Origin of the sequence: Peribacillus sp. FSL M8-0224, assembly GCF_038003055.1 — a bacterium.
Lineage (GTDB): Bacteria > Bacillota > Bacilli > Bacillales > DSM-1321 > Peribacillus > Peribacillus frigoritolerans.
In genome coordinates, this window is sequence record NZ_JBBOOJ010000001.1 from 3,212,413 (window position 1) to 3,226,778 (window position 14,366).

At 41.7% G+C, this 14,366-nt stretch carries 14 protein-coding genes and 1 other annotated feature; all 14 genes read right to left on the reverse strand.

All coding sequences use genetic code 11. The annotated features are described in order from the left end of the window. Window positions 1-30 precede the first annotated feature (30 nt). Window positions 31-1,164 (reverse strand): RNA polymerase sigma factor RpoD, encoded by a 1,134-nt coding sequence (gene rpoD / locus MKX49_RS15395; protein WP_034308477.1) that lies wholly within the window; start codon window positions 1,162-1,164, stop codon window positions 31-33. Between the two features lie 35 nt (window positions 1,165-1,199). Then, the gene (gene dnaG, locus MKX49_RS15400) at window positions 1,200-3,008 is read right to left on the reverse strand and encodes a DNA primase (RefSeq protein ID WP_445670129.1); all 1,809 of its coding nucleotides are present in this window, start codon (window positions 3,006-3,008) and stop codon (window positions 1,200-1,202) included. A 48-nt stretch (window positions 3,009-3,056) separates the two neighbouring features. Beyond that, window positions 3,057-3,512 (reverse strand): YaiI/YqxD family protein, encoded by a 456-nt coding sequence (locus tag MKX49_RS15405; protein ID WP_048685719.1) that lies wholly within the window; start codon window positions 3,510-3,512, stop codon window positions 3,057-3,059. A 512-nt stretch (window positions 3,513-4,024) separates the two neighbouring features. Then, window positions 4,025-4,834: a pyruvate, water dikinase regulatory protein gene (locus MKX49_RS15410; protein WP_048685721.1), complete on the reverse strand. Its 810-nt coding sequence runs from the start codon at window positions 4,832-4,834 to the stop codon at window positions 4,025-4,027. Window positions 4,835-4,862: 28 nt separating this feature from the next. Next, window positions 4,863-5,501, reverse strand: coding sequence for a helix-turn-helix transcriptional regulator (locus tag MKX49_RS15415; protein ID WP_034308483.1), 639 nt, complete (start codon window positions 5,499-5,501; stop codon window positions 4,863-4,865). 161 nt (window positions 5,502-5,662) lie between these two features. Then, window positions 5,663-7,732 (reverse strand): glycine--tRNA ligase subunit beta, encoded by a 2,070-nt coding sequence (glyS, locus tag MKX49_RS15420; RefSeq protein ID WP_340876933.1) that lies wholly within the window; start codon window positions 7,730-7,732, stop codon window positions 5,663-5,665. After that, window positions 7,719-8,615 carry a glycine--tRNA ligase subunit alpha gene (glyQ, locus tag MKX49_RS15425; protein WP_034308488.1) on the reverse strand — a complete coding sequence of 299 codons (897 nt, stop codon included), beginning with the start codon at window positions 8,613-8,615 and terminating at the stop codon, window positions 7,719-7,721. The genes glyS and glyQ overlap by 14 nt, the downstream gene beginning before the upstream one ends. Before the next feature lie 97 nt (window positions 8,616-8,712). Further along, window positions 8,713-8,889 (reverse strand) — a binding site (T-box leader). 58 nt (window positions 8,890-8,947) lie between these two features. After that, window positions 8,948-9,700, reverse strand: a complete 753-nt coding sequence (recO, locus tag MKX49_RS15430; protein ID WP_034308490.1) for a DNA repair protein RecO — start codon at window positions 9,698-9,700, stop codon at window positions 8,948-8,950. Window positions 9,701-9,733: 33 nt separating this feature from the next. Further along, window positions 9,734-9,877: a YqzL family protein gene (locus MKX49_RS15435; RefSeq protein ID WP_065310843.1), complete on the reverse strand. Its 144-nt coding sequence runs from the start codon at window positions 9,875-9,877 to the stop codon at window positions 9,734-9,736. A gap of 99 nt (window positions 9,878-9,976) precedes the next feature. Further along, window positions 9,977-10,906: a GTPase Era gene (gene era, locus MKX49_RS15440; RefSeq protein WP_034308493.1), complete on the reverse strand. Its 930-nt coding sequence runs from the start codon at window positions 10,904-10,906 to the stop codon at window positions 9,977-9,979. Continuing rightward, complete coding sequence (locus MKX49_RS15445) at window positions 10,899-11,297, reverse strand: cytidine deaminase (protein WP_048685709.1); 399 nt, start codon at window positions 11,295-11,297, stop codon at window positions 10,899-10,901. The genes era and MKX49_RS15445 overlap by 8 nt, the downstream gene beginning before the upstream one ends. A gap of 39 nt (window positions 11,298-11,336) precedes the next feature. Continuing rightward, the gene (locus tag MKX49_RS15450) at window positions 11,337-11,714 is read right to left on the reverse strand and encodes a diacylglycerol kinase family protein (RefSeq protein WP_063594184.1); all 378 of its coding nucleotides are present in this window, start codon (window positions 11,712-11,714) and stop codon (window positions 11,337-11,339) included. Then, on the reverse strand, window positions 11,692-12,168 hold the full coding sequence (ybeY, locus tag MKX49_RS15455) for an rRNA maturation RNase YbeY (protein ID WP_034308501.1): 477 nt from the start codon (window positions 12,166-12,168) through the stop codon (window positions 11,692-11,694). The genes MKX49_RS15450 and ybeY overlap by 23 nt, the downstream gene beginning before the upstream one ends. Continuing rightward, the gene (locus tag MKX49_RS15460; protein WP_318291834.1) at window positions 12,165-14,330 is read right to left on the reverse strand and encodes an HD family phosphohydrolase; all 2,166 of its coding nucleotides are present in this window, start codon (window positions 14,328-14,330) and stop codon (window positions 12,165-12,167) included. Before MKX49_RS15460 ends, ybeY begins: the two co-directional genes overlap by 4 nt. Between the last annotated feature and the right edge of the window lie 36 nt (window positions 14,331-14,366).

A 14,366-nucleotide genomic window follows, 5' to 3' on the forward strand; every position in this document is an offset into this window, starting at 1 on the left:
TCAAAGAGGGCTCTGTTAAGGGCATATATTCTATTCAAGGAAATCTTTCAAGCGTTTGCTGCGGCTTGGATGTCTCAGTTTACGCAGCGCCTTCGCTTCGATTTGACGGATACGCTCGCGGGTAACCCCAAACACTTTACCTACCTCTTCAAGAGTACGGGTGCGGCCATCATCAAGTCCAAAGCGGAGTCTCAAGACGTTCTCTTCACGGTCAGTAAGAGTGTCCAATACGTCTTCAAGCTGTTCTTTCAATAGTTCATATGCTGCATGCTCCGATGGGGAAGTCGCATCCTGATCTTCAATGAAATCACCTAAATGTGAATCGTCTTCTTCACCTATTGGCGTTTCCAATGAAACAGGCTCCTGAGCTATTTTCAAGATTTCACGAACTTTTTCGGGAGTCAGGTCCATATCTTCCGCAATTTCTTCCGGTGAAGGTTCACGTCCTAAATCCTGAAGAAGCTGTCTTTGGACACGAATCAATTTATTGATGGTTTCCACCATATGAACCGGTATCCGAATCGTCCTTGCTTGGTCGGCAATGGCACGGGTTATCGCTTGGCGAATCCACCATGTTGCATACGTACTGAATTTGAATCCCTTGCGGTAATCAAATTTTTCCACAGCTTTGATAAGTCCCATATTACCTTCCTGAATCAAATCAAGGAAAAGCATTCCGCGTCCGACATAACGCTTGGCGATACTGACAACAAGACGTAGGTTAGCTTCTGCCAAACGGCGTTTCGCTTCTTCATCTCCATCTTCAATTCTCGTCGCCAAAGAGATTTCCTCTTCTGCCGATAAAAGGTCGACCCGACCAATTTCCTTTAAATACATGCGTACTGGGTCATTAATTTTTACGCCAGGAGGAACACTTAAATCATTTAAGTCAAACTCTTCTTCTTTTGCAAGTTTCTTCTCATCTGGATCATCTTCATCTTCGTCTTCCTCACCATCAGTGAGTATTTCGACGCCGTTTTCTGCTAACACCTCATAGAACTCATCCATTTGATCGGAATCCAACTCAAAACCGCCAATCATTTCAGCGATTTTTTCTAAAGTCAAAGAGCCTCGTTTTTTACCTAGCTCCAGTAATTTTTCTTTCACCTGTTCAAGGCTAAATTCATTATCAACTTGTTTGGAACGTGCTGGTTTTTCAGCCATTAGTTCCCCTCCTTCCAGGACTTACACCTAAACGACTACAACATTTTACGCAATTTAATGATTTCCATGGCAATTTGTGCAGCAGTGACATAATCACTTCGTCTAACTGCATCTTTTTCTTCAACTTGTTTTTCTTTTATCTTTAACAACTTTTCATATTTCAACACTTGATTTATACAATCGGTCAGTTCTTTATCGGTAACTTCCTCATTCACTGACATCATTTCTATTTCCGAAACGATCCTTCTCAAGTTTGGATCCGGTAAATAAGTAAGGAAAAAGCTTGTATCCGGTTCGTGTCCATCTTCATAGAACGCATATAAATAGGTGATGATTGCCTGATGTTCATCTACATGAAAGACCGTTTGCCCAAGCAACTGCTGAATTTTGAAAGTCATATCCCTGCTTTTCAGCATATGGGCAATCAACTTCATTTCAGCATTATGGTGAGCAGGCTTTAACTTATGCTCATATTGCAGGGCCATTTTCTTTTGGGCTGCTGGCTGCGGCAATGTCCCCTTCTTGCGTTCCGTAAAGAACACCTGACGCTGCTGCTGTTCCAGCGCATCCAATGAAAGGGAAAATTCAGAGGATAGCTGCCGGAGATAATGATCCCTCTCCACTGCATTGGGCAATCGCGAAATTTCTTTAAGGACTTCTTCGATATATTGAATTCGATCTCCTTCATTATTTACATTTTTCCCTCGACGCAAATAATGCATTTTGAATGCCATGTAGGTTAAACTGGCCCCTATTACTTCAGAAACAAAGCTTTTTTCACCGAATTCCTTTATGTAGTCATCGGGGTCCAGGTTATCAGGCATGAGAGCGACTTTCACGGAAAACTCATGGTCCTGTAGCATATTAACTGCACGATTGGCAGCGTTCAATCCCGCTGAGTCCGAATCGTAGCAAATAAGTATCTGGTCAGTATTTCTTTTTAAAAGCTGGATATGCTGGTCCGTCAGGGCAGTGCCCATTGTAGCGACCGCATTCTCCACACCTGCGCCAACTGCTGAAATGCAATCGGCAAAGCCTTCAAAAATGACTGCTTGTTCTTTCTTACGTATGTGTGGTCTTGCATGATGGAAATTATATAAAGTTTTACTTTTATTAAAGATTGGCGTTTCAGGACTATTCAAATATTTGGGCTCATCGTCCCCCATCGCTCTTCCTGAAAACGCAATCGTATTTCCTTGATGATCCATAATTGGAAACATGACTCTATTTCTGAAACGGTCAAAATATGACTCGTCTTTTTCCCTGAAAATAATAAGCCCTGCCTGCTCCATGTATTCCGCTGGAAACCCGCGTTTTAAAAGAAACTTGGACACGAAGTCCCATGAATCCAAAGAGTAGCCAATTTGGAACTTTTCTATCGTCTCTTCAGTAAACCCTCGTTTAAGTAAATATTCGAGAGCATCCTGCCCCTCTTTCGTATTAACGAGGAGATGATGATAAAACTTCCTCAGCAGGTCATGGGCTTCAACCATTTGCTGAGCGCCTGCCGGCATGTTGGAACGCTTGGAATCCTTATTGATTTCAACTTCCAAAGGAACATTTCCTTTTTCAGCTAAAACTTTTGCAGATTCCACAAAGCTGTAGCCTTCTATATCCATTAAGAAGGTAAAAATATTTCCGCCTGCCCCGCAACCGAAACAGTGAAAGATTTGTTTTTCCGTTGAAACGGAAAACGAGGGCGAGTTTTCACCATGAAAAGGACATAGGCCAAAGTAATTGCGCCCCTGCTTCTTCAGCTGGACATACTCCCCAATTAAATCAACAATGTCAACAGCTTCACGAATTTGATTAATTTTCTCATCTTCTATACGGCTATTTATCATTTTTCCACCTTGCAATATTGGTGATAGTTTCTTATTCGATACTGTTTCCTAATTCCCTGCAAAGTTCGACAATGTTTTCATAAGTTTATTTGTAAAACATATACGATCTTCCTTTGTGAATGCTTTTGGCCCTTTCGTATGCTTACCCTGCCTGCGGAGTTTAGCCGACTGATAACGCATATCCAAGAGCATGAAAATATTCTCTTCCGTGTATTCTTTTCCCCTTGGCGAAAGGACATAAACGTTTTTAGGAAGCAGTGTCCCAGCCAAACCAATATCTGCAGTAACGACAATATCACCCTTTTTTACTGAGTTTACTATATAAAGATCTGCCGCTTCTTTGTCTGCATCGACATATACCCATTTACCTTCAGGGTTATTCATCATATTTTTATATGATGCAACAAAACAGACTTCAATTTCGTGCAAACTTGCACAATGAAGGATTTCGTCTTTCACCGGGCATGCATCGGCATCGACGTGTATCGTAGGTTTATTATTCATACCTTCTAATTCTACATCTTTCTGCATAATCCTTTTTCTCCCCTAAACTTTATGAAGATATGGTGAATTTCCAGCATTGATTCAGAGCGTTCCCTCTAAAGGAGCAAACATTATTCTTCAAAGAATACCTGTTTATTCAAGTGAAAGCACCTCATTTGCCTTGAAAAAGACCAGCCCCTCCTGAATTATACGGAACATGTCGAATTATTTTTATGATAAAAACCTTGACATCTCATTAACCTTTAGTTTATTCCTTATTAATTAAGTCTAAACCTTAAGATTACTTTTTTCTCACAATTTTTTATTATAGTCTATTTGATTAGAAGATGCCAACATTTAAATTCCGAATGTATTTTCATGCAAATCAATGGATTTGCACGAGGAAACTAAGAGGAATTTTATGTAATTATTTTGAATTTATTCTTATTAATCCCTTATTTGACCTTGGCATTAAAATGTGAGCTGACACATAAAGTGTCTAGCTCACATTTTGATTTGCCTTAATTTAGGGATCAACGGTTTTTATTTTGAAGGATATTGATGATCAAATTGGCTGTTTCTTCAACAGCTTTATTGGTTACATCAATGATAGGACAATTCAACCTTGATATGATTGTATCAAAGTATGTCAATTCTTCTTTTATGCGCTCCACATTTGCGTAAATGGCATGATCATTGAGCCCAAGAGACTTTAATCGTTCTTTACGAATATGGTTCAGCTTTTCCGGGCTGATCTTTAAACCAATGCATTTTTCAGGAGGTACCAGGAACAGCTCTTCTGGCGGTTCCACTTCAGGCACTAAAGGTACGTTCGCCACTTTATAGCGTTTGTGGGCTAAATATTGTGATAATGGCGTTTTGGAAGTGCGTGAAACACCCACAAGGACGATATCTGCGCGTAAAATGCCGCGAGGGTCACGTCCATCATCATATTTTACAGCGAATTCAATGGCTTCCACACGCTTGAAATAGTCATCATCCAGCTTTCTTACCAGACCAGGTTCATTAAGCGGCCCTTTTGGCGCCCTTTCCTGAAGGATGTCCATGAGCGGCCCTAAAATGTCATAAGCAGCCAGGTTTTCTTTCTCGACCTGTGCTTTCATATACGCTCTAATAGCTGGCTTCACCAGAGTATAAGCAATGATAGCCCCGTCCAACTTAGCCAGTGATATCACTTCATCCACGTTTTGTTCATCTTCAATATACGGAATTCTCTTTATTGAAAAAGCAGATCCCGAGAACTGGCTTGCAGCGGCTTTTGTGACCAATTCCGCTGTTTCCCCTACTGAATCCGATACAACATATATAATAGAACCGTTCATATTCTCCGTCATTCCTTTTGCAAGCCCCCTAATAGCCTTCATCAGCCAAAGCTACGAATGCTTTCGTAATATTGGTTTTTGTAATTCTTCCAATTACTTCATAGCCCTTTTCTGTGTCTTTGACGACCGGTAATGAGTCGATTTGTTTATCAATCAGTTTTTTGGCAACATCAATCAAAAGGTCTTCTTTTGAACACATTGTAATATTGGGCATCCTAGTCATGATGATATTGACTGGAATGGAGTTAAGCTCTTGTTTCCCAATACTCGCACGCAATAAGTCTTTCCTTGATAAGACACCAACAAGCAATGCATGCTTATCGACGACGAACATTGTTCCGACATCTTCTAAAAACATCATGACGATTGCATCGTATACGGAAATGCCCTCGTCAACGACGACAGGTATCGATTGGTAGTCCCGTACATAAAGATGGTTAAGGCTATCTGTCAAAAGCTGTGTCCCTGACCTGCCTGTATAGAAATACCCCACTCTGGGCCGGGCATCAAGAAAACCTGCCATCGTTAAAATCGCTAAATCCGGGCGAAGTGTCGCCCTGGTAAGGTTCAATCTATCCGCAATATGTTCTCCAGTAATCGGTCCGTTTTCTTTTACAATTTGTAAAATTTGTTCCTGACGCTTATTCAATTGGATTATAATCACCACCCCACTGCTTTCGCAGAGTAAAGTAACAAAAGTTATTCATTTAATAATTATATACTAAATAATTTAATTAGGGCATTTTTGTCCTATTTATTGTCCATTTATCTTTTTAAGAAATCGGAAACCCATATTCAAAGGGTTTCCGATACCATACACCCTTTCGATCATGTAAGGATGATTTTATTCATGGCAGCAAAACCTGCAACCAAATCACTGATTTCCTTCATTAGGGATAAACGGTTGTTGCGGATTGCTTCATCCTCTGCCATGACCATTGTATTCTCGAAATATGACTCTATTTCCGATTGAAGCGAAACAAGCTCTTCAAACCGCTCAGTCTCATCTTTAGATTCCATATAACGCATTGCCACTTTTTGATATTTTACATATAACGCATTTTCTTGATCATTTTCAAAGGCAGCAGGGTCGACTGTCACCTGATTGTCACATTTTACGGCAATGTTCATGACCCGGCTCAAAGCTTCCAGGCTTTCCTTAAAGCCTGCTTCTTCTTTCTTCGCATCCAATACATGTGCACGTTCCACGATTGAGTGGATATAACCGATTTCATTGAACAAAACTGCGTCAATCAAATCGTAACGGATTTGCTGTTCTTGAAGCATGTGTTTGACACGAGCTTTAAAGAATGTGAACATGTCCGTTTTAACTTCTTCAAGATCACGTTTTAAGATACCTTTTGATTCCGGTCCTTTAAGACCTAAAACAATAAGCTCCTCTAATGAAATATTCCATTTCTTCTCAGCTAGAATTTGGACGACACCGCTCGCCTGCCTTCTTAATGCGTAAGGATCCTGGGAACCTGTCGGAATGACGCCAATAGCGAAAAACGAAGACAAAGTATCAATTTTTTCAGCCAAACTCACAACCGCGCCAATGACTGAAGGCGGTACATCATCATCCGCATGCCTTGGCATATAATGTTCATTGATAGCTGCGGCCACTTCTTTGGCTTCCCCTTTTAAGAGAGCATATTTTTCACCCATATACCCTTGCAATTCAGGGAATTCATAAACCATATTACTTACCAAATCGAACTTGGCAATTGCCGCTGTACGAAGCGCCATTTCTTTTTCCGCCTTTAAATTCAAAGCATCCGCAAGAGCACCGGTCACTTCAGTTACCCGGGCAGTTTTCTCGGCCAATGTACCGATTTCTTCATGATAAACGATGCTGTCAAGCTTTTTCAAAGCATCCGAAATCTCTTTTTTCTGATCTTCTTTATAGAAAAATGCTGCATCCGATAAGCGGGCACGCAATACTTTTTCATTACCTTTAGAAACCTTATCCAAATGGCGGTCATCGCCGTTGCGCACGGTTACAAAGTAAGCAAGCAGGTTCCCTTCCTGATCTTTAACTGGGAAATAACGTTGGTGTTCCTTCATTGATGTGATTAGTACCTCAGCAGGAAGCTCAAGGAATTCTTCTTCAAAATGTCCAAATAACACCGTTGGATACTCTACCAAATTATTTACCTCTTCAAGCAGATCTTCATCGACAGGGATGATCCAGCCTTTCTCCTGCTCAAGCTCTTTAATCTGATCCAATATAACTTGCCGGCGTTTATCTGGATCCGCCATTACAAATTGTTCTTTCAGCGTATCTTCGTACCGTTGCGGCTGCTCGATGATGGCGCTATTGCCTAAGAAACGATGTCCTTTTGTTTCACGGCCCGTTTCCACATCAGCAATGCTGAATGGCACTATTTCATTGCCAAATAAGGCAATCAGCCATTTAATCGGACGGACGAAGCGGAGCTCCTGATTGGCCCAGCGCATATTTTTCGGGAACGTCATGCCGCTGATGATTTCAGCAAGCTCAGATAAAAGCTGAACGGTCTGCTGTCCTTTTATGAATTTATTCACATGGACATATTCCACACCCTTGAGTTCTTTAAAATAAATGTCCTCTGAAGTCATGCCTTGACCCCTGACGAATCCCAATGCTGCTTTAGACCAGTTGCCTTCGCTGTCCAACGCGATTTTTTTGGCCGGACCTTTTGCCTCTTCTTCGATATCCTTTTGGGATTCTTCCACGTCCTTCACCAATACGGCCAAACGTCTTGGTGTGGAAAAAGCTTCAACCGTCCCGAATTCTATCGCTTTTTCCGTTAGCCATTGCTGCACTTTATCTGACAACTGTTTCATTGATGCTGTCACAAAACGGGCAGGCAGCTCTTCCAATCCAATCTCCAATAACAAATCACGCTTGCTCATTTGTATTCTCCCCTTTCACTTTCAGGATCGGGAAGCCTAATTTTTCCCGCTCTTCATAGAAGGTTTTGGCAACCTTACGCGCTAAGTTACGGCACCGGGCAATATAACCCGTTCTTTCCGTCACCGAGATGGCACCTTTGGCATCCAAAAGGTTAAATGTATGGGAACATTTCAAAACATAATCATATGCAGGATGTACAAGTCCTTCTTCCATTTGTCGATGCGCTTCCTTTTCATACATCGTGAAAAGCTGAAAAAGCATGTCAAGGTCGGAGGTTTCGAACGTATATTTCGAATGTTCATATTCCGGCTGACCAAATATATCGCGAACAGTGAATCCATCTGTCCATTCTAGGTCAAATACGTTTTCCTTATCTTGAATGTAAGAGGCGAGACGTTCGATCCCGTATGTAATTTCCACGGAGACCGGTTTACACTCAAGGCCGCCCACTTGTTGGAAATATGTAAATTGCGTGATTTCCATTCCATCAAGCCACACTTCCCAACCGAGTCCGGCACACCCTAGGGATGGATTTTCCCAATTGTCCTCCACAAAGCGAATATCATGCTCGAGCGGATTTATCCCTAAAGCACGTAATGAATCCAAATACAACTCTTGGATATTGTCAGGCGACGGCTTCATGATCACTTGGAACTGATGATGCTGATACAGTCGATTAGGGTTCTCACCATAACGACCGTCAGCAGGACGGCGGGAAGGCTCTACGTAAGCCACGCTCCAAGGCTCCGGTCCAATGGCTCTCAGGAACGTGTATGGGCTCATCGTTCCTGCCCCTTTCTCGACATCATAAGCATTCATCAATATGCAGCCTTGTTCAGACCAATGCTTTTGTAACGTTAAAATCATATTTTGAATATTCATCGTACACCTCCAGGTTATTTAAACGGCTTTTTAAGATTAAAGGTCGGAAACCCATTACATTTTGGCAAACAAAAAACTCCCGTCCCTATGCGAAATGCATAGGGACGAGAGTATACCCGCGGTTCCACCCTAATTGCCGTTTACAAAACGGCCTCTTTTCAAAGCAACATGCTCCGGAAACGCCCTTCCCTGTAAATCCATATCCCGGCTTTCACCGTCCCGGGTTCGCTTTTTATGGAGAATGACAGATACTCTTTTCCATCAACGCAATCTTCTTATTTTGATGATTAGAATTTTATACAAACTAGCATGGAATGTCAATAGGTCAGAACCTAAAACATATCTTTCATCGTATCAATCTGTTTCAGGAACTTTTTTGATTTCAAAAGCAGACCGGAATATTCCTCATAATATGCATCGATGATCTTCCGCAGTTCTTTTTTCGTTTCAGGCTTGACGGAAATGTTTCCGAGCCTTGATAAATCTAAATAATAAAAAATCCGAAGCAATTTGACGGCTGCAGGTGAAATTTTAAAATGATAAGGGTCTTTCCCCAGACAGCGGTGACAGATAAAGCCCGCTTCCCGAAGCGAGAAGGAGAATTCCCCTTCCGTTTCACCACATACTGCACACTGATTCAGCACTGGGTTAATCCCATTGACGGGCAGCATCTTCATTTCAAAAATGAATGTCAAAACCTCCGCGTCATATTCCTCGTTTATGTAATGCAAAGTTTGCGAAAGCAATTCATACAAATATGGATTCGGTTTCTTATCCTCGACGCTTTTATCAAGCAATTCAACAATATATGAAGCATAAGCGGTGGCAAAAAGATCCTCCCTTATGAAACGGAGTGAATCGACCATTTCGCCTTGCTGAAGACTGCCGAGTCCGGTTGATGTGGTTACAAGAAAATACCCGGAGCAAAAAAGCTGTGTGACGGCTGAAAGCCTGCTGTTAGGTTTACTGGCCCCTCTTGCCATGACGCCAATTTTCCCTAGCTCACGGGTATATATAGTAATGATTTTGTTATTTTCTCCATATGCAGTTCGCCTTATGACAATGCCCTCACATTTTTGGAGCATACCAAGACACCACCCATGCTCGCCAAGGCTAACCTATGAAACAGGAAAATCAATTTCTGCTAGCTCATCATTCAATCCCAAGTGTCTTTCCTGTCTCTCGACTTCTATCTCCTTAAACAGCAAATAGGTGTCCACATTACCTGTTTCAGTGAATAATTCCCAGGTAAAATCCAACATATAAAGCCCACCTTTCATTTTTAACTAGCAATATGAATATCCGACCATATGATTAGCTTGACCGTTTTCCTAACTTTCATGATGCGTAAATTTTGTTAATTAATACTCGCTTTCATTGAAGCCGTAATCGCGAAGCTGGCTTGCTTTGTTACGCCAATCCTTCTGTACCTTCACCCACAGTTCCAAGAAAACTTTAGAACCCAATAGGTTTTCGATATCCACCCTGGCACGGCTGCCGACTTCTTTAAGCATTTTCCCTTGCTTTCCGATGACAATGCCTTTTTGTGAATCCCGTTCGACAACGATAGTCGCCATGACATTGATGGTGTCGCTATTGTCCATTTTTTTAATTGAATCGATGACAACAGCCACTGAATGTGGAATTTCTTCCCGTGTCAGGTGCAGTACCTTCTCGCGGACCAATTCGGAAATGATAAAACGTTCCGGATGGTCGGTCACTTGGTCAGCTGGATAGAACTGGGGACCTTCAGGCAGATGCTCTTTGATTTGTTCAAGCAGAGTATCCACATTATTTCCTTCAAGCGCAGAAATCGGAACGACTGCCGCAAAAGGGTAAAGCTGTTGGTATTTTTCAATGATCGGAAGTAAATCATCTGGATGCATCGCATCGATTTTGTTTACGACCAGGAAAACAGGCGTTTTTACGGATTGAAGTTTTTCGATGATGAACTCGTCCCCGCGTCCGTATCCTTCAGTCGCATTGATCATGAAGAGTATCAAATCGACTTCCTTCAATGTATTCGTTGCCACTTTCATCATGAAGTCGCCAAGCTTATGCTTTGGTTTATGAATGCCGGGTGTATCGATGAAAATCATTTGTGAATCGTTTTGCGTAAGTACACCCTGGACCTTATTTCTTGTAGTTTGCGGTTTATCACTCATAATGGCGATCTTTTGACCGATGACCCGATTCAGAAATGTACTTTTTCCTACATTAGGTCGTCCAATTATTGAAATGAAACCTGATTTGTAACCTTTTACTTGTGTATCGTCAAATAGTTTATCCATTTAAATCCTCCGGTGAAAAAGCTCCTGGAAGCAATTCCTGTACTGTTAGTTCTTTTATATCCCCATGTAAGTTGGTCAAAACGACCGGCATATCCTTTTCGCACAGTTCTGAAATAACCTGCCTGCATGCCCCGCATGGAGCGACGGGACCATCGGTATCCGCCACGACTGCAAGTTTGGTGAATTTTTTATCGTCATGGGCATAAGCGCTGAATAAAGCTGTCCTTTCGGCGCAATTACACATGCTGTATGCAGCATTTTCTATATTACAACCATGATAGACCTTTCCATCAGCGGTTAAAAGGGCTGCCCCCACCTTAAACTTGGAGTAAGGCACATAAGCTTTATCCCTTGCTTTTTTAGCTTCCTCAATCAATTCTTTTGTATTCAATTCACATCTTCCTTTCAAATTGAGTACCATTTCGGCAACCTACAGGCCAACCTTAGGCAAAAAGATAATCAATCCAACTATTATAGAAAATATAGCATATATGAATACAGCTCCGGCTGCAATATCTTTTGCCTGCTTGGCAAGCGGATGGATTTGGTCCGTTACCAGGTCCACTACCCTTTCAATCGCGGAATTAACGAGCTCCAACGTAATCGTACCGGCTATGGCCGCCAAAATGAAAAGCCACTCCATCCCATTCAATGAGAAGTGCCAACCAAAGAATACGACGATTGCCGTTAACGCGAAATGAATCTTGATATTACGTTCAGTCCGAACAGCCTCCAAAATTCCCTGACAGGCAAAAGAGAAACTTTTTAATAAAGGATACCTTTTTTTATCCTTCTCTTGAAAGTCCATATTCTTCCAAGATCTCCTTTTGTTTTGTGAACATCACTTTTTCATCTTCTTCATTCATGTGGTCGAATCCCAATAAATGAAGAAAACCATGCAGTGCTAAAAATCCAAGTTCCCGGTCAAATGAATGACCATATTCTTCAGCTTGTTCTTTCGTGCGTTCAATGGAAATGATGATATCCCCTAACATGCGAGGCATTTCCGCTCCGACAATTTCCACTTCATCTTCTCCCATTTCTTCAAGCGCAAAAGAAATGACATCTGTAGCTGAATCTTTATGACGATATTCTTTATTGATTTCCCGAATCCTATCATTGTCTACAAATGTAACAGACAGCTCGGTGTCTTTTTCAATGTTTTCTTTTCTTGCCGCAAATTGAAGAATGCTTTCAACAAGCTGCTGAGCTTCCTCCGTTACTTCATTCGTTTCATCCATTAAATCGATAGCTAAAATCATTCTTTCACCTTCTGTCCTAATTTATCCGGCTCCGGATATTCAATCCTGGAGTGGAAGATACCATTCAGCGATTCACATAAGGAATGCTTCACGATACTTAATTCTCTCATAGTAATGTCACATTCATCAAATTGACCATCAGAAATCCTGTCCTGAATGATGAAACTTACCAGCTCTTCAATCTTCTCCGGAGTTGGGTGCTTCATCGATCTCACTGCAGCTTCCACACTATCGGCTATGCCGATGACGGCCACTTCCTTCATTAACGCCCTCGGCCCGGGATATCGATAGGCCGCCTCGAGTGTGGCCTCATCCTGTTTTTTTGCCTTATGGTAGAAAAATTTCAATAATGTGGTCCCATGATGCTGCTCTGCAATATCCACAATCTCTTTCGGGAATTTGTGACTGCGCAGCATTTCCCCGCCATCTACAGCATGGGAAATGATGATATCCCTGCTAGTTTCCGGCTGAAGCCGATCATGCGGGTTCTCTTCACTCATCTGATTTTCGATGAAGAAGTGCGGCCGCTTCGTTTTACCGATATCATGATAATAACTGCCGACCCTTGCCAGCAAGCCATTCGAGCCGATGGCTTCACAAGCCGATTCCGCCAAATTGGCGACCATTACACTATGGTGATATGTCCCCGGAGCCTCAATCAAGATCTTCCGCAATAACGGATGATTGGGATTCGCGAGCTCGATAAGCTTAATCGATGATAAAATCCCGAAACCAGCCTCGAAAAACGGTAACAAGCCCATTGTCAAAACGGCTGCACCCACTCCAGAACCTATGGCAGCAGAAGCATAATACAAGTACTCCATTCTAGTATAATGGCTGTCCATAATAAAGATGAGCGAAAAAACAAATGCCATATTGATTAAAGACAATAGCAGCCCCGCTACCAGCACCTTTGATTTGAAATTTGGCCTGGATAGGATGATGATTGCCGTCAATCCCCCGAAAATGATATAAAGCCCCATCGAGAAATCCAGATTTCCAGGTGTATCACCATTAAATATAATCGTACCATACGAACCTAACAATATGATCATTGCTACCGCTAACCTATCATCCAATAATATCTTGATGAGCATCGCCGCCATGGCACCCGGAAAAATGTATTCCAAGTTCGAGTTTTTCAGGTCTGCCAGAATACTGACCGTTTTCATGGTAGCCATTGAAAGGATAAAGACAAGACTGAAGATCAATAACTGATTGTACTTGTTATCCTTTTTGGAAACGGAATAGTAGAAATAGTAATAAAAAGCGGCAAAAGTCAGGAATATGAATAACAGCAGGCCGATATACGGGTAAATGGTAGACTCCGTATTTAAGAAGCCTGCCAGTTCAAGCTGCCTATATACATCCCTGTCCACTAACTGATTTTCTTCAACGATGATCTGACCTTGAAGGATCCTGATTGGCTCCACGCTTTCAACCGCTTTCCTTCGCTGTTCCTCGGTTTTGTCCTTATCGAAAAATACATTCTGAATGATTGCCGTACGCGCAAGGGAAGTGGAGGCTTTTTTCATATCGCCACTAATGCTCATATACCCTAATTCCTCTACAACCTTTTTCTTGGCATTTTCGACGTCACTTGCAGCGATTCGGGAGCTCATCACATTATTCACTGCCGTAATGGTCGAATCCTTCGCTATTTTCAACTCATCTTCATCCGCCTGCACTAATGCAAGGAAAACCGATTCCTCGATATTTTTATTCACTTCATCAGTCAATTTTTCTTTTAATATCGAAACTTTTTGAGCATCCGTCTTTACGGTCTCTTTTTTATCCTCATCTTCTTTATGATCTTCATCGGGGTCCGTTTCTTTATTCACCTCAATCGCTGAATCGAAAATGGATGAAATCAGATCGACTTTATTTTTGGCATATTCTTTTTTTAAAGAATAAACATCCGCCACCTGTTTTGAAATCTCTTCTTTTTCCTGTTCCGTCTTATAGGTATCTTCCACAGTCTTGGTTGATCGGATCGTTTGTTCCGCAGGCTTAAAAAGCTCTACCTGAACCCTTTCCGGCTTCACATTGGAGAACATTAAACCATACGCAAACAAACCAAGTATGATGAACAAAAGCACTTGAAAAAAACGATGGACCAACAGCCCTTTTATTTGAGTGAAAAATTTCTGGATACGATTCAAGGAAGGTCCTCCTAAAAAAATGATGTTTATTATTCT